Source organism: Vibrio coralliilyticus ATCC BAA-450, assembly GCF_000176135.1.
Taxonomy (GTDB): Bacteria; Pseudomonadota; Gammaproteobacteria; order Enterobacterales; family Vibrionaceae; genus Vibrio; species Vibrio coralliilyticus.
In genome coordinates, this window is sequence record NZ_ACZN01000017.1 from 926,967 (window position 1) to 946,679 (window position 19,713).

23 protein-coding genes are annotated in these 19,713 nt (G+C 48.1%); 2 read left to right on the forward strand and 21 right to left on the reverse strand.

The genetic code is table 11. The features are described from left to right. The first annotated feature begins 75 nt into the window (after window positions 1-75). Window positions 76-1,347, forward strand: coding sequence for an amino acid deaminase (locus VIC_RS19270; RefSeq protein ID WP_006961897.1), 1,272 nt, complete (start codon window positions 76-78; stop codon window positions 1,345-1,347). A 77-nt stretch (window positions 1,348-1,424) separates the two neighbouring features. Next, complete coding sequence (locus VIC_RS19275) at window positions 1,425-2,288, forward strand: MurR/RpiR family transcriptional regulator (RefSeq protein ID WP_006961898.1); 864 nt, start codon at window positions 1,425-1,427, stop codon at window positions 2,286-2,288. Between the two features lie 41 nt (window positions 2,289-2,329). Here the strand turns inward: VIC_RS19275 and VIC_RS19280 are convergent, their stop codons facing one another. The 21 genes from VIC_RS19280 to VIC_RS19380 form a co-directional block, all read right to left on the reverse strand. Further along, entirely contained in the window at window positions 2,330-3,058 is a 729-nt protein-coding gene (locus VIC_RS19280; protein WP_006961899.1) for a transporter substrate-binding domain-containing protein, read from the reverse strand. A 21-nt stretch (window positions 3,059-3,079) separates the two neighbouring features. Next, window positions 3,080-4,615 carry a methyl-accepting chemotaxis protein gene (locus tag VIC_RS19285; protein WP_039952216.1) on the reverse strand — a complete coding sequence of 512 codons (1,536 nt, stop codon included), beginning with the start codon at window positions 4,613-4,615 and terminating at the stop codon, window positions 3,080-3,082. Between the two features lie 211 nt (window positions 4,616-4,826). Further along, entirely contained in the window at window positions 4,827-5,195 is a 369-nt protein-coding gene (locus VIC_RS19290) for a VOC family protein (protein ID WP_006961901.1), read from the reverse strand. A gap of 47 nt (window positions 5,196-5,242) precedes the next feature. Further along, window positions 5,243-5,758 (reverse strand): GNAT family N-acetyltransferase, encoded by a 516-nt coding sequence (locus tag VIC_RS19295; RefSeq protein WP_080555948.1) that lies wholly within the window; start codon window positions 5,756-5,758, stop codon window positions 5,243-5,245. A 44-nt stretch (window positions 5,759-5,802) separates the two neighbouring features. Further along, window positions 5,803-6,354 carry a GNAT family N-acetyltransferase gene (locus VIC_RS19300; protein ID WP_039952286.1) on the reverse strand — a complete coding sequence of 184 codons (552 nt, stop codon included), beginning with the start codon at window positions 6,352-6,354 and terminating at the stop codon, window positions 5,803-5,805. A gap of 32 nt (window positions 6,355-6,386) precedes the next feature. Continuing rightward, window positions 6,387-6,836 carry a GNAT family N-acetyltransferase gene (locus tag VIC_RS19305; RefSeq protein ID WP_006961904.1) on the reverse strand — a complete coding sequence of 150 codons (450 nt, stop codon included), beginning with the start codon at window positions 6,834-6,836 and terminating at the stop codon, window positions 6,387-6,389. Window positions 6,837-6,844: 8 nt separating this feature from the next. Further along, the gene (locus VIC_RS19310; protein ID WP_006961905.1) at window positions 6,845-7,249 is read right to left on the reverse strand and encodes a hypothetical protein; all 405 of its coding nucleotides are present in this window, start codon (window positions 7,247-7,249) and stop codon (window positions 6,845-6,847) included. Between the two features lie 184 nt (window positions 7,250-7,433). Further along, window positions 7,434-8,057: an urease accessory protein UreG gene (gene ureG / locus VIC_RS19315; RefSeq protein WP_006961906.1), complete on the reverse strand. Its 624-nt coding sequence runs from the start codon at window positions 8,055-8,057 to the stop codon at window positions 7,434-7,436. A 24-nt stretch (window positions 8,058-8,081) separates the two neighbouring features. Continuing rightward, window positions 8,082-8,771, reverse strand: coding sequence for an urease accessory protein UreF (locus tag VIC_RS19320; protein ID WP_006961907.1), 690 nt, complete (start codon window positions 8,769-8,771; stop codon window positions 8,082-8,084). A 9-nt stretch (window positions 8,772-8,780) separates the two neighbouring features. Then, window positions 8,781-9,338 (reverse strand): HupE/UreJ family protein, encoded by a 558-nt coding sequence (locus tag VIC_RS19325; protein ID WP_006961908.1) that lies wholly within the window; start codon window positions 9,336-9,338, stop codon window positions 8,781-8,783. A gap of 48 nt (window positions 9,339-9,386) precedes the next feature. Next, window positions 9,387-9,839, reverse strand: a complete 453-nt coding sequence (gene ureE / locus VIC_RS19330) for an urease accessory protein UreE (RefSeq protein ID WP_006961909.1) — start codon at window positions 9,837-9,839, stop codon at window positions 9,387-9,389. 21 nt (window positions 9,840-9,860) lie between these two features. Next, window positions 9,861-11,564: an urease subunit alpha gene (gene ureC, locus VIC_RS19335; protein WP_006961910.1), complete on the reverse strand. Its 1,704-nt coding sequence runs from the start codon at window positions 11,562-11,564 to the stop codon at window positions 9,861-9,863. Between the two features lie 41 nt (window positions 11,565-11,605). Next, window positions 11,606-11,944 carry an urease subunit beta gene (locus tag VIC_RS19340; protein WP_006961911.1) on the reverse strand — a complete coding sequence of 113 codons (339 nt, stop codon included), beginning with the start codon at window positions 11,942-11,944 and terminating at the stop codon, window positions 11,606-11,608. A gap of 9 nt (window positions 11,945-11,953) precedes the next feature. Beyond that, the gene (gene ureA, locus VIC_RS19345) at window positions 11,954-12,256 is read right to left on the reverse strand and encodes an urease subunit gamma (protein ID WP_006961912.1); all 303 of its coding nucleotides are present in this window, start codon (window positions 12,254-12,256) and stop codon (window positions 11,954-11,956) included. A gap of 8 nt (window positions 12,257-12,264) precedes the next feature. Beyond that, window positions 12,265-13,173, reverse strand: coding sequence for an urease accessory protein UreD (locus tag VIC_RS19350; RefSeq protein ID WP_006961913.1), 909 nt, complete (start codon window positions 13,171-13,173; stop codon window positions 12,265-12,267). Continuing rightward, the gene (urtE, locus tag VIC_RS19355) at window positions 13,170-13,865 is read right to left on the reverse strand and encodes an urea ABC transporter ATP-binding subunit UrtE (protein WP_006961914.1); all 696 of its coding nucleotides are present in this window, start codon (window positions 13,863-13,865) and stop codon (window positions 13,170-13,172) included. The genes VIC_RS19350 and urtE overlap by 4 nt, the downstream gene beginning before the upstream one ends. A 1-nt stretch (window position 13,866) precedes the next feature. Beyond that, window positions 13,867-14,718, reverse strand: coding sequence for an urea ABC transporter ATP-binding protein UrtD (urtD, locus tag VIC_RS19360; RefSeq protein WP_006961915.1), 852 nt, complete (start codon window positions 14,716-14,718; stop codon window positions 13,867-13,869). Beyond that, complete coding sequence (gene urtC, locus VIC_RS19365) at window positions 14,715-15,887, reverse strand: urea ABC transporter permease subunit UrtC (protein WP_006961916.1); 1,173 nt, start codon at window positions 15,885-15,887, stop codon at window positions 14,715-14,717. The genes urtD and urtC overlap by 4 nt, the downstream gene beginning before the upstream one ends. Before the next feature lie 7 nt (window positions 15,888-15,894). Further along, complete coding sequence (urtB, locus tag VIC_RS19370) at window positions 15,895-17,544, reverse strand: urea ABC transporter permease subunit UrtB (RefSeq protein WP_006961917.1); 1,650 nt, start codon at window positions 17,542-17,544, stop codon at window positions 15,895-15,897. A gap of 83 nt (window positions 17,545-17,627) precedes the next feature. Continuing rightward, window positions 17,628-18,914, reverse strand: a complete 1,287-nt coding sequence (urtA, locus tag VIC_RS19375; protein WP_006961918.1) for an urea ABC transporter substrate-binding protein — start codon at window positions 18,912-18,914, stop codon at window positions 17,628-17,630. Between the two features lie 514 nt (window positions 18,915-19,428). Continuing rightward, the coding region (locus tag VIC_RS19380; RefSeq protein WP_039952217.1) for a hypothetical protein at window positions 19,429-19,713 on the reverse strand (285 nt) is incomplete at its 5' end.

Sequence of the window (19,713 nt, forward strand, 5' to 3'; positions counted from 1 at the left end):
TAACATTTAATTTATTCTTGACAACATCAAACATTAAATATCAATAACTTAAGTCATGTTAGAAGTGAGCTCCCCATGATAACGGATAATCAAAAGTGTGATAAAAACTATCAAAAACAAGAAATGGTAACGCCAGGTTACGGCGAAAAAGCCCAGCCCGTCGCCTGCAATGACGACGGTTTACACAGTTTGGTCAACGAAGAGATCACTCTGCCTGCAGCAGTGATCAAAGCCTCTTCACTGCAAAATAATATCGATTGGATGAAAGACTTTGCATTGCAGCACGGAGTCAAGTTGTGCCCACATGGGAAAACCACCATGACACCGGATTTCTTCTCTCAGCAGCTCAACAATGGTGCTTGGGGCATTACCGTGGCGACACCGGCTCAAGCAGAAATCGCCGTTGCAGCGGGCGCAAAGAATGTCATCATGGCTAATCAATTGGTGGGTAAAGCCAACATGGCCGTGATCGGTAGCTTGCTACAAAACAACGATGTCAACTTCTACTGCTGTGTGGACTCCACGCGCAATGTGCTGGCACTAGAAGCCTTCTTTTCAGAGCATGAGCAACAACTCAATGTGCTGATTGAATTTGGCGTAGAAGGAGGCCGATGTGGCTGTCGCAGTCAGCAGCAAGTTGCCGAGCTCGCTCAGTTGATTCACCAACAGTCACATCTTTCCCTGCGTGGTATTGAAGTCTATGAAGGCGTGATTCACGGAGACAATGCCGAGCAGGACATTCGAGATTTTCTAGGCCAGACTCTTCATCTCACCAAACAGTTGCAGCAAGACCTTCTGATCGATGGTAAACCTCTGGTCACTGGCGCAGGCTCCGCTTGGTATGACGTGGTATCCGAGTGCTTTTCCCACCTTAAGGAGTTTGATGCCATAATTCGCCCGGGGTGCTACGTCATCCACGACACCGGTATCTACCTCGATGCTCAAAACAAAGTCATGCAACGCGCCCAAACCAATCAGGGCATGGCCTGCGAGCTGGGCGGAGATCTTGAATCTGCGCTTGAAGTGTGGGCGTACGTCATTTCCCGACCTGAGCCGACCAAACTAGTGGCAGGCATTGGCAAACGGGATGTCGCTTTTGACGCTGGCTTGCCGATTCCTGAACGTGCCTATCGCGATGGGCAAGCAATTTCGGTTTCAGGCGCGGTAACAACCGCAGTTATGGATCAGCATGCCTTTATCGAAGTCGACGCCAGCAGTGAACTGGACGTGGGTGACGTGATTGCCTTTTCTACTTCTCACCCATGCCTGACGTTCGACAAGTGGCGTGCTATTGCGGTGTGTGATGATGAGTTCAACGTGACACATTGGGTCAACACACGCTTTTAACCCTATTTCAGGTATACTGTGGCACAAATCAAATGGCGGCCAACTGACTCGCCGCCATCATTGGACAGGAAGACGTTTTGAGCTTAGAAGTCGATATTATTTCTCGAATTACAGAACGATTTAGCGCCCTTCGTGACGCTGAAAAAAAAGTCGCCAAACTGATCATGGATGATATCCAGAGCGCAGCCAATGCCAGCATTACAGAATTGGCAGAAAATGCACAAGTCAGTGAAGCGACCATCACCCGCTTTGCCAAAGCAGTGGGCTGCAAAAATGTTCGTGATATGAAGATCAAGCTGGCTCAGACTCTGACCGTCGGACAACGCTTTATTCTTGAGCCGCCGGATCAAAGTGGTTATCAAGGTATTTACGAGTCGATCAAGCAATCACTGGACGTCAACCGCAACCTAATCAATGAGCAGGATATCGACACTGCGGTCGGCTGGCTGCACAACGCACGCCAAGTGATCACCATTGGTATGGGCGGTGGATCTACAATTGCGTCGCAGGAGATGCAGCACAGGCTGTTTCGGTTAGGCTACCCTGTAGTTGCTTACAATGACGGCCTGCTATCACGTATGATTGCCGCCACCGCAGATAATAACGATGTGTTGGTGATGCTCTCAGCAACAGGCTACACACCAACCATCATTGAAACAGCAGAGCTGGCCAAAGAATATGGCGTCAAAGTCATTGCAATTACACCCGCTGACTCGCCACTGTCCGAGATTGCTGATCTGACGCTGCCTATCGAGCACAAAGAAACCGACTTTATCTACAAACCTTCTGCGTCACGCTACGCCATGCTGGCACTGGTTGATGTGATCTCTATGGCTCTGGCCGTCAATCACAAACGCCGTTCACGAGACAAACTGCGCCGCCTAAAACTGGCGCTTGATTCTTATCGTGGCGGCCTTGATAGACAACCTCTCGGCGACTAAAAAAACCTCAGCAAATGCTGAGGTTTTTTGTTCGCTAAACGTTATTTAATCCCATACTTCGCCAGAATCTTATCAAACGTACCGTTAGACTTAATTTCCGCCAACCCCTTATTGAAAGCATCTATGTATTCCGCATTGTTTGGGTTAGCCAAACCTGATGTAACATGCAGCGGATTCACAGAAAGGGCGTTACTGGTAAACTCAAAATCATCGAGATTCATGCCTGCACCTGACAAGGTCGACTTAGCGACGAGTTCATCTTCCAACGTCAGATCGATTCGTTTCGCCATCAATTTTTTAGCATTCGCCACTAAATCATTCGCTTCTGGCTTTTTAAAGTTAGAAGCGCCAAGAAAATCATCGCCATAGCCGTAGTTACGAATGATACCAACAGTTTTGCCAGATAAACTGTCCATTCCGTTGTACTCGAATCCGTCACCTTTTCGCTTAATGAATTTCAATGAGTTCTCTAGATAAGGCTCGCTGTAATTCAGATAAGACGTTCTTTCGTTCGTGAACCATGTGGCAACTAACACATCGACACGGCCACCTTTCACTTCATTCAATGCGCGCGTCCAAGGCATGATCTTAAAGTCCACGTCATGACCTTGAGATTTGAAAGCTTCAGTAATAATTTCAACTGACACCCCGGGATTGGCGCTATCTTTTTGCACAAAAGGTGCCCAAGGGTCCTGTGCAGCCGTAATCGTGGCAGTATAACCAGTGATTGAAAATAGGGCCGTGAAAGCCAGTAGTACGAAATTTCTCATAACATATCCTCTATGAATTACCTAAGTGCGGAATTTCGCCATATGACTGGCGATACTCTGGCTTAAGCCCAGCACTTCTTGTGTCCTTTGTGCATTTTGTGTCGCACCTGAAGACACTTCGTTGGTTGCTTCCGATGCTTCTACTATCGCTTGACTGATTTCCTCAACTGCCATCCTTTGCTCATCCGTTGCCTGAGAAATTTGGCCACTGCGGTCTGAAATAATGGTGATTAAGGACTGCACCTCTCCGACTGAAGCTTGAGATTCACTGACGCGCGATGCCGTCGCCTCTAACAGGGTCGCAATACGGGTAAGTTCATCTTCAACGGATTTGGTTGCTACTCCGAGCGCAGTAATATTTTTCTGAATCTGCTCTGTCGACTCGCTGGTCTTCACAGCAAGGTTACGCACTTCATCGGCCACGACTGCGAAACCTCTACCTTGCTCACCTGCTCGAGCCGCCTCAATAGCGGCATTGAGCGCCAGTAGGTTGGTTTGCTCTGAAATATCATTAATCACGTTCAGTACAGTGGTGATTTTCTCGCCTTCTTCAATCAATATGTGCATCTCTGCATTCACGTGGTTCATCTCTTCACGCATATTGATGATATCGTTCGCAGAACTTTCAATGGCATCATTAACGCTCGATGCCAGACCTGTGGCGGTTTGAGCCTGATCAGCCGTTTCTGAGGCAGTATCAGCCACCGTTGATACCGATTGATTCAGCTCGGTAGCGGCAGCTGCCACTGTGGTGAGCTGCTGCTTTTGGGATTCTAGTTTCTCAGCATTGGTTCGCGCTGTTGCGCCATTCGCCTGTGCTTTCTCACCCAAAGCTTCAGAGGATTGATTTACGTCCTGAACAATGACTCTCAACGACTCGGTAAAGCTATTGATGCCGTTAGTGATTTCGTCGAACTCTCGATATTTCGCCGGAGCAAGTTTGTTGGTTAAATCACCATCTCCTGAAGCTAAATCTTTTATAACATCAGTCAGTTCAGAAATCGGCCTTAGTACAGTCATCGACAACACAATGATAATGACGATAGAAATGATGATGTCGAGAACGATTAACTCAATGATATTCGTCCGCAATGAGTCTGCCAGCTTGGCATCCATCGCATGAGTATCAAAATAAACGACTACTTTACCGACCTTGTTTTCTTCACCATAATCGACAAACGTCAGCTCTGTACTCATGCTGTTTTCAGCTAGATAGGCGTCTTTGTTTGTCACATCAACCAGTTGTTTCTCGTCCCCTTCCCCAGTCTGAGTCAAAAACAATAATTCACTTTCCTGCGCGTCAATTAACTGAATCGCGGATATTTCAGCGAGATCGAGTTCAGCAGCCATAGCAACCTTGGCTGTGTCTAAATCAAAATCCCAAACGGCTTTGGGCAAACTGATCGACATCCTCTGGCTGGTATTTTGCACGTTAACCAACAGCTCTTGATGTAAATTATCTTTAAAATTCTGATATTTAATAAATGCTGAGACCAGTAATACCAGCGTCAATGCCACGATTACTTGGGCCAAAAATACTACCTTTAATCTTTTCAAAACTTGCCCCTTCTGATTTTCGGCAGTTATCTAAAAAAGTAGTAAGTGATTAATCAATTATCAAATTGAAATAAAAATGAGACAAACATCACACCAAAGTGAGTTTATGGCACTCCACCTTATAAAAAGTGTGGAATTAGGAAGGAAGCGATTAGAAGTCTGATTATGCCTAGACTTACACGTCAATTGTGGAGTTCATATGATCGGTAACTTATGGGTAGACACTGACTTCAATCAGGTTACTATCCGGGTCGAGAAAGTAGACCGAGCTAATAGCTCCAGTCGCGCCCGATTTTTCGACTGGTCCCTCAACAATCCTAATATTTTGCTGCTGTAAGTGAGTAATCACATCTTCCAGTGACCAGTGTGTGATTAAGCACAGATCACCTGAGCCGACCTGAGCATGATTACGGGGTTCCTGACCTAAGAGCTGAAGATTGATTTTCTGATTACCGAACCTCAATGCTTTACGACCACCAGCAAAAGTTACCTCTTCCATTTTTAATACACGGCGATAAAACTCAACCGAAGCTTTAATATCCGAAACGGTAAGAACAATGTGATCAATATGGCTAATCATGAAACCCTCCTTATCTAGTTGTACCCTAACTCAATACAATGGCTGTGCTATACCAATGAACGGTATACACAAACCTCACGTTTTTCACCGTGTACCTCAACCGTCCGGTCTTCCTGATACTTAATCCCCAGTTTTTCAATTACTGACTTTGAACGCTGGTTGTGCACCAAATGCTGAACTTCAATCTCGACCAGATTCAGGTGCTGTTTGGCATACTCAATTAAGGCTTGGGATGCTTCAAACGCGATGCCTTTCCCCCAATAGGGTGTCCCTAACCAATAACCAAGAATGCCAACACCTTCTTTCAGTGTTGGAAGGCTGACGGCGCCAATGATGTCGTCACAACCTTTAATTGTGATGGCAAAAACAACCGCCGTTTTCTCGCTAAAATGATGAATATGTGTCTTGATCCACTCCACGGCCATATTCGATTCGTACGGGTGAGGTATATTCGCCGTCATCTCCGCGATAACCTTTTCTCCCGCTAAATGGGCCACTCTCTCGCTGTCTGATAAACGAAAGGGTCTTAGGACTAATCTGTTTGTTTCTATATTGGGTTGCATTGCATGCCTTGGTTTACAGTGTAAAAATGACAAGCTTTAAAATATCAATAGCAAAGCTCTACCTGAGTATTGATCGTCATAGTGAGTTCAGAAACAGACTCATCATCAACTCGATAATAATCTGTCATTTCCCCAACAATTCGAAATCCATGTTTGAGATAAAGATTTTTAGCGGCAAGATTGACTGATAACACATTTAAGTCGAGCCAGACGATCTGCTCATTGCGTTGACAAAACTCGATCACGGTTTGGATTAGCCGACTGCCTAATCCCATTTTCCGGCACTCCCGCTCTACGCCCATCCCTAGCCAAACGCGATGAGAGCAATAATCTTCCATATGATGTCGAAGGTCAATGTGGCCACAAATCTTACCCTGTACGTCTTTCGCTAACCAGAGTTGTCTCCATGCAACGTCAGAAAACTCAACGCTCACCCCGTCTATAAACTTTTGCTGTGTTTGAGTCGGAATGGCCCTGTTTGTACGTGATAGTGGCTGAAAAAGTGGTGTGCCATCGACACCATTTTCCGCAAGTTGATTTTCAAGGTAAACAAAAAACTGAGGTAAATCACTCTGCTCAGCTTGAACAATAGATATCTGCATCTGAGTATTCTTCAAAAGTAAATCGATTACAGCTTCAGTTTGAAGCCCTCATGGCTGGGTAGAAAGCCCAGTTTTTCGTAAAAACGCAGCGCATCGGGTCTCTGTTTATCGCTAGTCAGTTGCACCATAGAGCAACCTCTTTGCTTCGCAAGTTCGATGGCATGCTGAAACAAACACTCACCTAGTCCCTGACCGCGAAAGTTTTCATCCACTCGTACCCCTTCAATCAAGCAACGCCAGCTTCCCTGATGCGTTAAGTACGGAATGTATGTCAGTTGTAGCATTCCAACCACCCGTTGCTCAAACACGGCAACGATCAGTTCATTGTTTGGGTCTCGGTTAATCTCAGCGAAAGCCGTCTGGTATTTATCGAATTGCGTCTTATCTTCACGCTGCTGACCTAATGGATCGTTGGCCAGCATACCAACGAGAGCGCCTAAATCATCCTCAGTCGCCGATCTGAATATCAACTCCATGTGTTTCCTTATTTTTCTATTTCTTCAAGCAATTGTGTCGCAATGCGTTCTATCTTCTCCAACGAGTGGTCACTCTTGTCTAACAAGAGCAAATCCGCCAATTCTGGATTCTCCCATTGTTTACCTTTAATAAAACAGCGCTCCGACAGCTTATCTAGCTTAAGGTCTTTCAACTCGAAGCTCAGCTCTGTCCAGAGCAATGACAGCTCTCCTTCAGTATCAATATCTCGAATAGGGTTCTGCTTTTGTTTTCTGATGTAAATGGCAGTTTTTCGACTCGCAACCACCACCTTACGCAGCGCAGCGGTTGACTCCAGCTTTCGGGATTGCTTCGCACGCTTCAGGTTAGATACCCAGGTTCCGGCATGCTTCACTAACTCCCAAAGCGACACACTGGTGACCAGTTCGATCAAATCATCTTCCTCTCAACATGGATTAACTGACACGCTCAAGTTAAGCGACATTATCAGACACTATGCAACAACACGAGTTTGTCGAATTAAAAACGTGCCTCAGGTAGGAAGTCTTAACGATAAAAATGGGCACACTAAGGTGCCCGACAGGAGCAGTACGTTCTTGGGGGAAGAACTGAACTAATTATTTGCGAGGAGTGAGCATGCCTTGTGTGACAATAAAGTCGATGATGGTATTCAGACCATGGCTCTCTTTGAGGTTAGTGAATACATAAGGCTTGGTTGGGCGCATGCGTTGCGTATCTTGCTCCATCACTTCCAATGAAGCACCGACATAAGGTGCGAGGTCGATTTTATTGATCACCAATAAATCTGAACGCGTAATACCCGGGCCGCCTTTTCGTGGAATTTTCTCGCCTTCGGCGACATCAATCACGTAGATAGTTAAGTCCGCCAATTCAGGGCTAAACGTCGCGCTGAGGTTATCACCACCACTTTCGACAAACACGACATCCAGATTCTTATGTCGCTTTGCAAGCTCTTCAACCGCAGCTAGGTTCATGGAAGCATCTTCCCTAATTGCCGTGTGCGGGCAGCCTCCGGTTTCAACACCAATAATTCGATCCGGTTCGAGTGCTTCCGCGCGGGTGAGAATCTTAGCGTCTTCCTGTGTGTAGATATCGTTGGTAACCACAGCGATATTAAGCTTGTCGCGAATCGCTTTACATAGCACTTCCAATAGCGCCGTTTTACCCGACCCCACTGGGCCGCCGATACCCACTCGCAGTGGTTGTTTGTAACTTTCCATATTAAAACCTCTGATTAAATTCCGTTATGAGCGAAACAGCCGCGTGTATTGCGTTTCGTGAAGGCTGCTTGCGATAGATACCGAAGGTGTAAAGCTGCCTATCATCCAGTCTTCCGTCTGCTCGGCTTGCAACAGCGCTTGAGGAAACAACTCACTCAGGTGAATCAAAACGCGCTGTCCGTCAGTTTGCCCTAAAGGCACCAGTTTCACGCCTGCCATGACCAAGTTTTCAGCCCAGCTCCACAGGTAGCCTTGCTTCAAAGCCAGCGGATCAATGTTCCAGTGCTGCGCGGCAATACACAGCCCTAATAGCTGATTCATTTCCAACTCTTCATCGATAAAGCAGGCATGCTCAATGTCCAATTGCTTGAGCAGCGTTTTCAGTGCCAAACCTCGCTGACGCTCTTCAGCTCTTAGCTCACGGGTTTCCCGACTGGAATAAAGTAGCTCGCTGCAATGACGTATTTTCTCCATGTCATCGTCTCGAAGCGCCTGCATATACTGCTCGATTAAGGGCAGCTCCAATGTCGCCACGCTATTAAGCAACATGTTCGCTAGCCAATCCTCCATCGCATGCCGTCCGTCGACCCACCCCGCTTCTACGACCCATTCCAGACCTTGCGAGTAGGTAAAGCCGCCAATAGGTAAGGAAGGGCTGATGAGCTGAAAAAGTCGGTATAGCGCTAAATCGGATTGCGTTTTCGTTGGCTCCATATTATTCAATTAGATCAAAACCAATGCACTGACACCAGCAACCCCTGCCGCTAACCAAGGGCTGAACATTGCTCGGCCAAGCTGCATGCCTAAAAGAATCAATGCACTTGCGCTGGCCACCATGCCGGCAGCAAACGCAGACACCGCACCTTGCGCTTCCACACCATGGGCGTAGCCGTGGAAAAAAATCAGCCCAATACATAAGGTGACAGCCAATCGCATCACATTCTCAGAAGCGTGAAAGGCTTGCCAGATAGCGCCACTGACCACAAACAGAGAAGCGCCAATAGCAAGCTCCATGGCAGAAAATCCGCCCATCACCTGCCCTGTTGTCAGCCCCACAACCAAAGACATTAACGCGGCCGCTACGAGGCCGATTTGGCGCTTAACCGACGTGCGAAGACAAGCAATCAAAATACCAAACGCAACGAGCATAGTAAGGTGATCAAAGCCTGTGACGGGATGCGTCAAGCCTGAAGAAAAAGAATGACTATCGTGCCCCGGATGAGCCAGAACAGGTGTTGAAATCAGAAGCAGCGGCAGCACTGACGTAAGTGTTTTTTTCATAATAACTTCCTTGTCGTTTTTGTAGTAAGTAATTCGTTTTATTGGCAGTTAATGGTGGTGATGGTGCCCACCAGAACGGCCACCATAAGCACCACTTTCTGGCTCAAACGGAGCTTCTTCCGTCGTGACATTTGCGCCAAGCCCTTCCACCATCTCATCCAGAACATGATCATGTTGATAGCGCACCCAGCCAAACTCGACTTGCAGTGGTACATGGCGATTACCAAGGTGATAAGCGACACGAGTCAGCAGGTGCAGATCACTGCAGTACACCGTCGATACCTTCTCAGGCGCGGCTTTGACTTCAACCACCATGCCGCACTGACTTTTTAGCTGCTCACCACCACGTAAAATATGCCCGCGAGGCAGAAACAGCCCCGCTTCCCGACCATCATCCAGCTCGACCTTAAGACGGCTTTTAATTCGACTGTCAATCGGCAGGCTGAGAAATGCGTTGGGTTGTATTGTGATTTCAGTATTGATTTCGGTTAGCTCAATCATCTCGCTCCCTCATTGATGGTGTTAAAACAAAAAATATCGTTGTGCCATAGGTAGCACGTCGGCAGGCTCACAAACCAACAGCTCACCATCAGCACGAACCTGATAAGTTTGGGAATCGACTTCGATCTTTGGCTGCCAGTCATTGAGTTTCATGTCGGCTTTGCTGATATCGCGGCAATGGCTGACGACACCAATCTGACTGCCAAGCCCAAGCTGCTGAGCAACACCGTCACGCTGTGCCTCCTGAGAAACAAACAGCATGGATGTGTTCTGGCTCGCTTTGCCGTAACTGCCAAACATACTGCGATAGTGAACCGGTTGAGGGGTTGGGATCGACGCATTCGGGTCCCCCATTGGCGCCATGGCAATCATGCCACCTTTGAGAATCACGCTAGGTTTGACACCAAAGAAAGCGGGCTTCCACAAAACTAAATCCGCTAGCTTACCCACTTCGATCGAACCAATTTCATGGGCCATACCGTGAGTAATCGCCGGATTTATTGTGTATTTAGCGATATAGCGGCGAAGACGGAAATTATCACTGTAAGACGAGTCCTCAGCCAGACTGCCACGCTGGACTTTCATCTTGTGCGCCGTTTGCCATGTACGGGTGATCACTTCACCAACTCGGCCCATTGCTTGTGAGTCCGACGCAATCATAGAGAAAGCACCAAGATCATGAAGTATGTCTTCAGCGGCGATGGTCTCGCGGCGAATGCGAGATTCCGCAAACGCGACATCTTCGGCAATCGAAGGAGATAGGTGATGACACACCATCAGCATATCGAGGTGTTCATCCACGGTATTAACCGTGTAAGGGCGTGTCGGGTTGGTTGATGATGGCAAGACATTCGACTCACCCGCAGCGCGGATAATGTCAGGTGCATGGCCACCACCGGCACCTTCGGTGTGATAGGTATGGATAACACGATCACCAATCGCACCCAGCGTCGACTCCACAAAACCAGACTCGTTAAGCGTATCGGTATGAATCGCAACCTGCACGTCCATTTCATCGGCGACCGTCAGACAAGTATCAATTGATGCGGGTGTTGTACCCCAATCTTCATGCAGTTTAAGCCCCACTGCACCTGCCGCGACTTGTTCTCGCAGGGCTTCTGGTTGGCTGGCATTCCCTTTGCCGAGCAAGCCAAAGTTCATCGGAAACTCGTCAAGAGACTCAAGCATACGATGCATGTTCCACGGCCCCGGAGTACAGGTCGTCGCATTGGTTCCGGTATTGGGGCCAGTGCCGCCACCGATCATGGTTGTCACACCAGACGCGAGCGCTTCTTCTATCTGTTGCGGGCAGATGAAATGGATGTGAGAGTCGATACCGCCTGCGGTCAAAATCGAGCCCTCTCCTGCCAGCACTTCCGTCCCGGGACCAATCACAATGGTCACTTCTGGCTGAACATCTGGGTTGCCCGCTTTGCCTATCGCTTGAATTCGACCGTTTTTAATCGCGACATCCGCTTTCACAATCCCCCAATAATCAAGAATGACAGCATTGGTGATCACTAAATCGGGTGTTTCAGCGCTGGGTCTCTGACTCTGGCCCATGCCATCGCGAATCACTTTACCACCACCGAATTTGACCTCATCGCCGTATACGGTGAAATCCTTTTCTACTTCAAGCCATAACTCAGTGTCCGCGAGACGCATGCGGTCGCCCACTGTTGGCCCAAACATTTCGGCATACGCCTGTCGGGAAATGCTTGCCATTACCTATCCTTGTGTTTGCTTTTTCGTTGTTCAGGCGATCACTAATCCAATTTGCCCATAACTTTGCCCTGAAAGCCGTATACGTGCTGGCTGCCTGCGTATTCGACGAGTTCGACGCTGCGAGATTGCCCAGGTTCAAAACGCGTCGCAGTGCCTGCTGGGATATTGAGTCGATAGCCACGACAAGGCGTTCGATCGAACACCAAGGCATCATTGACTTCATAGAAATGATAGTGGGAGCCGATCTGCACCGGACGGTCGCCAATGTTCTCAACGCTCACCTGAATGGTTTTACGTCCGACATTGAGCTCAATTTCGCCAGCTGCGGTTTCAATCTGACCGGGCACAAAGCCGGATAAATGAGTGGTTGTTCCTGCCATATATCCCCCTTAGACAATCGGCTCGTGGACCGTGACCAGCTTAGTTCCGTCAGGGAATGTCGCTTCTACCTGCACATCCGGAATCATTGAGGCCACTCCTTCCATTACGTCTTCTACCGTAAGTAGGGTGCGACCAAAATCCATCAGTTCAGACACGCTTTTGCCTTCACGAGCACCTTCGAGAATGGCACTGCTGATGTAGGCAACAGATTCGGGGTAATTAAGTTTGAGACCTTTTTCTTTGCGACTTTGCGCCAGCATGCCAGCGCAAAATATCAGTAACTTATCTTTTTCTCGAGGTGATAATTCCATGTTTGTCCTTATGTCGCCCAAATCCTCGGTGGATGTGGGAGAGTGCCTGTCCATTGCTGACGTGCCTGCTGCCACACGAGCTGAAAAATGTTGAGGATCACTTCACTCCAGTGACCCAATGCTCGAATCACCACCAGCTCTTCTAACTGTGTCGCAGCGATGATGACTTTGTCTGTGCCCACTTGGCTTTGTATGTTAGAGAGCAAGCTCTGTACCAAATGGAAAAAATCGTCATCCTGTGAGGAAATGTAAAGCGTTCCCGACATAGGAAATCCGAGAAGGCCTTTTTGTTTCATATACTTATCACCACCTCGAATATTTAACCCCTCGGTCAGAATTTTTTTGCCTTGGCGATAAATCTCTGTTTTTCCGACCAAATGCCCTGAGGAAAATCCCTCATTTAGTGCAGGACGTCCAAAACAGTGCATCTCCCAGCCCACAAATTGTGCATCCTTTTCTAAGTGAATCTGAGTGTCTAAACGCGCGTGCGCATCGGGGAAAAAAATGTTCTCCTGTGGCAGCCATTCGAGTAATCCACCACTTTCGACAGTCAGGACTTGTTGCTGGTGCGCGTAGCGCTGTTCGGAGCGGTAAAACTTCGTTGCCCCCGGCGTTGTCACTAAAGCGTGTGCCCCTTGCGCAACTTGTGTGTCAATGCGTAACGTGTCACCACCCACGACGCCACCGGGAGGATGCAATAGATAGGTGTGGCAAGCCTTACCTTCAGGGTAAAGCGGACGCTGAATCGCCAAAGGCCCTTGTTGCTGGCGTTCGCGAATCACGGTTTTGTCACCACGATCCGTAAACAGCAGTTTGAGTTTCGCTTTCCAGCCAGATTCAGTATCAGATTGAATCAGCTTATCCAGTCGCTGATTGTTGTTTTCGATGGCGAACGCCACCGCAGGATCACACATCATACTGTCAGATACTCCTTTATCAGTGTGTCATTCAGTTGGCCCATTTCACCCTGAGCAACATTCCGTCCTCGGTCGAGAATGCAGAATTGGTCACCCACTTTGCGTGCAAAAGGCAGCTTCTGCTCAACCAGCAACACCGTCAGGCCGAGCTTTTCGTTAAGCATGCGTATAATGTCACCAATTTCCTGCACAATATTGGGCTGTATCCCTTCCGTCGGCTCATCGAGGATCAAAAGTCGCGGGTTGATTACCAAAGCACGACCAATCGCAAGCTGCTGTTGCTGGCCTCCTGATAAGTCACCACCTCGTCGATGACGCATCTCCTTAAGAACCGGAAACAACTCATAAATAAACTCAGGAATCTGCCTGTCGCCCTTATCTCTGATAGGTAAACCAACCTGAAGATTCTCCTCAACCGTCAGCATAGGGAATATTTGCCTGCCCTGAGGGACATAGCCGATTCCAAGTCTTGAACGCATTTCCGCATCCACATTGAGTAATGAATTACCTTCCAGAGTGATATCGCCACTCTTGCTCGCCACCAAGCCCATGATGCACTGCAATAGTGTTGTTTTTCCGACCCCATTTCGGCCCATCAACACGGTGCATTTTCCCTCAGGGATGGTCATATTCAGATCCCATAGCGTGTGACTCTCGCCATAGAACTGATTCAGTCCAGATATCGTCAGCATTCTATTCCCCTAAATAAACCTGTTTCACTTGTTGATGTGCCTGTACTTCATCCATGGTTCCTTCAGCCAGCACATGTCCCTGGTGGAGCACAGTGACATGGCTGGCGATGGAACGGACAAAGTCCATATCGTGCTCGACCACAACGACGGAATGCTTACCTGCCAGAGAGTTAAGCAGTTCAGATGTGCGATCCATTTCTTGATGCGTCATACCAGCGACAGGTTCATCAATCAGCAGCAACTTAGGGTTTTGCATAAGCAGCATACCGATTTCCAGCCACTGCTTTTGCCCATGAGAAAGGTTTCCAGCCAGCGATTTCGCACAGTCTTGAAGGTGGATAAGGCTCAGTACCGACTCGATCTGATCCCTTTGCTCACCAGTCAGGTTGGCGGTGTAGGTCCCCCAGACTGAGCGCACACCGGACATCGCCAGCTCAAGATTTTGCCAGACGTTGAGGCACTCTATGACGGTCGGCTTTTGGAATTTACGACCAATCCCAGCGTTGGCAATTTGTGCTTCGTTCATCTTTAACAAATTGATGTTCGCTCCCAGCCAGACAGAGCCTGAGTCGGGTTTGGTTTTACCAGTGATAATGTCCATCATGGTGGTCTTGCCTGCCCCGTTTGGGCCGATAATGCAGCGTAATTCACCTTCACGAATGTACAAATTCAGATCATTGATTGCCTGAAAACCATCAAAGCTTTTATTGACGCCTTCGACGTAGAGCAAGATGTTGTGGCGAGTATCAATCAAGGGGTGATTGTCGGGCTTTAGAAAAGGAAAAACTTGATCGCGGCGAGTCAGAGTACGCATTGATTCACTGATCTGCCCCGGTTGAGTATACGCATTCATACCAGCGCCTCCTTGTCAGTCTGCTGACTGGCCTTTTTGTTGGACCATGTAAAGAAAGCGGATTTATCGCTGATAAAACCCATCAAGCCTTTCGGGAAATACATGGTTGAAAGCACAAACAAACCGCCCAGCGCGAATAACCAGACTTCGGGAAATTCAACCGTAAACCAGCTTTTGGCGTAGTTGATCAGCAGCGCCCCAACAATCGCACCAAACAATGTCGCTCGGCCTCCCAGCGCTACCCACACCACGACTTCGATAGAGTTGAGTGGCGCAAACTCACCGGGGTTAATAATACCGACCTGAGGAACGTATAAAGCCCCAGCAATACCAGCAATCACAGCTGAAAGGACAAACACCCACAGCTTGATGCCATCAACGTCGTAGCCCATAAATCGGGTGCGAGACTCTGTATCACGGATCGCCAGTGCAACACGGCCGAGGCGACTGGCGACAATCGAACGGCACAGCAGGTAGCTGAAAATCAGCGCTATACCTGTTGCAATAAACAACGCGATGCGGGTTGAGTCCTGTTGCAAACTAAAGCCAAGGATATCTTTAAAGTCCGTTAGGCCATTGTTGCCGCCAAAGCCCATTTCATTGCGGAAGAAAGCCAGCATCAGAGCGTAAGTCAGTGCCTGAGTGATGATCGACAAATACACACCAGACACCCGTGAACGAAACGCCAGATAACCAAACACATAAGCCAGCACGCCCGGAACCAACACCACCATCAGGCTGGCAAACCAGAATTGATCAAAGCCATACCAGAACCATGGCAACTCCTGCCAGTTAAGGAACACCATGAAATCCGGTAGTTCAGGATTGGCGTACACGCCGCGATCGCCAATCTGACGCATCAGATACATACCCATCGCATAGCCACCCAGCGCAAAGAAAGCGCCGTGGCCTAAGCTGAGGATCCCGAGATAGCCCCACACTAAATCTACCGCCAATGCCAACATGGCGTAGCTGAGATACTTACCTAGCAGTGAAATGGCAAAGGTTTCCACATGCAGAGGGTGCCCTGCTGGAAGCAGAACATTCGCCAGTGGTATCAACACTACCGCAGCCAGAATCGCCAGCAGCGTCAGTTGCCCGCCTTTGTCTCCAGCCAGAGAAGAGAGAAGAAATGATCGTGACAGACCATTTTTAAGTACTTGATTCATAGTCTGGTTACCCCTCTGCTGCTCGACCGCGCTGCGGGAATAATCCGCGAGGGCGCTTTTGAATGAATAAGATGATGAACACCAGCACCAGAATTTTCGCCAGTACCGCACCCGCCCATGGTTCTAAGAGTTTGTTGAACAGGCCAAGGCTTAAGCCAGCAACCAGCGTGCCCCATAAGTTACCGACACCGCCAAACACCACCACCATAAATGAGTCGATGATGTATGCTTGCCCCATATTCGGACCGACGTTGGTCAACTGTGAAAGTGCGACACCTGCGATGCCTGCCACACCAGAGCCTAAACCAAAGGTCATGGCGTCAACGCGCTCCGAGCGAATGCCCATTGCTCTCGCCATCGAACGGTTCTGCGATACTGCACGCACTTGTAAACCTAGTGGCGTCTTCTTCAACACCATGACCAAGCCAATAAACACCATGGCGCAGAATAGAATGATGTAGAGGCGATTAAATGTCAGAGACAGCATTGGGTTGATTTCCAGCGCACCAGACATCCATTCTGGCGTACTAACAGAGCGGTTAAGTGGAGAAAACACCGAGCGAACCGCTTGCTGCAGAATCAAACTGATACCAAAAGTAGCTAACAAGGTTTCAAGCGGTCGGCCATAGAGGTGACGTATCACCGAACGTTCAATGACAATACCGACTAACCCCGAGACCAGAAACGCCATTGGAATAGATAGAATCAGCGCTAGCCCAGTTTGTTGAGGCAATAACTGCTGCATAACGTAAGTGGTGTATGCGCCAAGCATGATCAGCTCACCATGAGCCATGTTGATCACCCCCATCACACCGAAAGTGATCGCCAGACCAATCCCAGCTAAAACCAGCACAGAGCCAAGACTCAAACCGAAAAACAAGGTTTCTACGCCTGAGTAAAAGCGCTGACTTTGCTGATAGTCGTCTAGTGCTCTTTGCGCAGCAGCAATCACAGCCTGATCCTGTTCACGGCTTAACACCTTGTTAAGCGTTTTTAGCACTATGGGTTGCTGGTAATCCGCCAGAATCTCAATCGCTGCGATGCGTGCCTTGGTATCCGCATTCAAAGCGCTATCCACCGCCAACGCCAGATGCAAAGCTGCAATCACTGATTCATCGCTTTCAGCCTTAAGTTGCAGCTTAAGCAGTGCGACCGTGTCCTGACTCATCTTCGCCATTAAGGCATTCACGGCACTAACGCGTACCGAGGGCTCTGGGTGGTTCAAGTCGAGCGAAGCTATTTCAAGGCGCAATATTCCGCGCAATTTATTGTTCACTCTCACTTTTTTAAACTGACGTTTATTTTCAATCACATAAGTTTCATTACTCCAGACATTCATTGCCTCAGAGCCAGCAGCCGGAGACGATGTGATATACAGTGCCTGCTCGCGGGGTTCACCCGGCGCCTTAAGATGGTAGAGCTGACCATTGAGCCAGGCAGAAAGAATAGGGTGAGCGATATCGGCAGGCTGAGTGCGCACCAGCCAATAGATGGCCTGCTGTTTTTTGGCGGTGCTTTTACCAGTCAGAATCTTTGAAAATTCCGATGGGTTTATTGCTGGCCCGTTATACGCGAAAGCAGTCTGAGATATAAAGGGTAGCCACACCAAGGCTAAACAGACCACCAGCTTTTTAAGCACCCGAACTAAGCTTGTCATGAATTGTATCCTTACAAGACATATGGCAGAAAAGAAAAAGCAGCGCCGTAGAGGTTGCCCTCCTTGGCGCCGAAGGGAGACATCTAATTTGTGCTACCTGCACATTTATTGGTTTCAACATTAAATGCGCCGCAAGAAAACGGCTTAGACCAGCTGGAATAAAGCTTGGCGGATTCCGGTAAGTATTGTGACCATGCATCCCCTGCAACCAGCCCTGTAGTTTCCCACACCACGTCGAACTGACCGTCATCCTGAATTTCACCAATCAGGACGGGTTTGGTGATGTGATGGTTTGGTAGCATGGTTGAGTAGCCGCCAGATAAGTTAGGCACAGACACCCCAATTAAGGCATCCTGCACAGCTTCTGAGTCCGTGGTGCCAGCGTTCGTCACCGCTTGCGCCCACATATTAAAGCCAATGTAGTGCGCTTCCATAGGGTCGTTGGTCACACGTTTTTCGCTGGCGATAAACTTCTGCCAAGCTTCAACAAACTCAGCGTTGTTATCAGTATCGACACTCATGAAGTAGTTCCACGCCGCCAAGTGACCAACCAGTGGCGCTGTATCCATACCAGACAGCTCTTCTTCACCCACAGAGAAAGCCACCACAGGGATATCTTCAGATGAGACCCCTTGCGCCCCTAACTCTTTGTAGAAAGGTACGTTAGCGTCGCCATTGATGGTTGAAACAACGGCGGTTTTCTTACCTTCAGCACCGAACTTCTTAATATCCGAGACAATCGACTGCCAATCAGAATGACCAAATGGCGTGTAGTTGATCATGATGTCCTGTTCACTGACACCTTTACTCTTAAGGTAGGATTCCAAAATCTTGTTGGTAGTGCGAGGGTAAACGTAATCGGTACCCGCCAGCACCCAGCGCTCAACTTCCAGCTCTTCCATCAGATAATCCACTGCTGGAATCGCTTGTTGGTTTGGCGCAGCGCCAGTATAGAAAACGTTTTTCGAAGACTCTTCGCCTTCATACTGAACAGGGTAGAAAAGAATGCTGTTGAGTTCTTCAAAAACCGGCAGCATGGATTTGCGCGATACCGAGGTCCAGCCCCCAAACACAACGTCCACTTTCTCTTTTTCGATCAGCTCACGTGCTTTTTCAGCAAACAAAGGCCAGTTGGAAGCCGGATCGACCACCACAGCTTCAAGCTTCTTGCCTAGCAGACCGCCCTTTTTGTTTTGCTCCTCAACCAGCATCAAAACAGTGTCTTTCAAAGTGGTTTCGCTGATTGCCATGGTGCCAGAAAGGGAGTGCAGAACGCCGACTTTAATCGTCTCTTCCGCCTGAGCAGCCCCCGCCGCAATTGCCAGTGAAGTGCCTAATGCAGCAAGCTTAAGTTTGAACATCATGTTCATGTTGGATATCTCCTTATAATGAATGGTTATTCAACCTTTCGGTATCTGAGAAGAGAAATCCAAGAACAGTGCCAAGCTTAAAACCCACACTAAATAACAATTAATTTATTGATTTTTAAGTAATTAAAATTCAAACCCACCAAGTTAGGGCGGAGAGTAGAATGATATTTGCTGCATAGTAGTGCAATCACATAACTATTTTCACCATTATGGCGATATGGCTCGAAAAGTGTGTGGGGGGGGGATTGAGAAGAACTATGTGGGAGGGCTGAATCTATAACAAGCTTCTGCCCCATTGTGTTTTACGTTAAAGCTTTATTGTGCAGCAGTCACCTTAGTGTTTGAATTACATTCTGTTATGAAAAACACATTAAGTTGATTAACCCCCCTACATACGCAGCCGACGTAAATAAGCTTAAGTACTCAATGTAATATCGAGACCGATAACATCAGTCACCTCTTTCTTGTATGGAACATATCGGAATCGTTTTTTGCAGGAGCGTAAAACAACGTGCTAACTGGTAAAATGAACAATTCCAAGTTCTACAGCTTTACCAATGTTTACTTTGCCTTGGACTAAAGCTTGTAATGCAGCTTCACTCATAAGCATGACGGATGATGGCTTGGCTGAAACGGGTGAGACATGAATCTCAATATTTTGATCGGGGGATACCTTAGTCCATAAATGGCTGTCGATAAGATAAATATATGACACAGACCGAAGTTCAACTTGCTGCTTCTTTGCAATTAGTTTTAGCCACCAACTCGCGCGTCGTAATCCTTGCTTACCTTCAAGAGT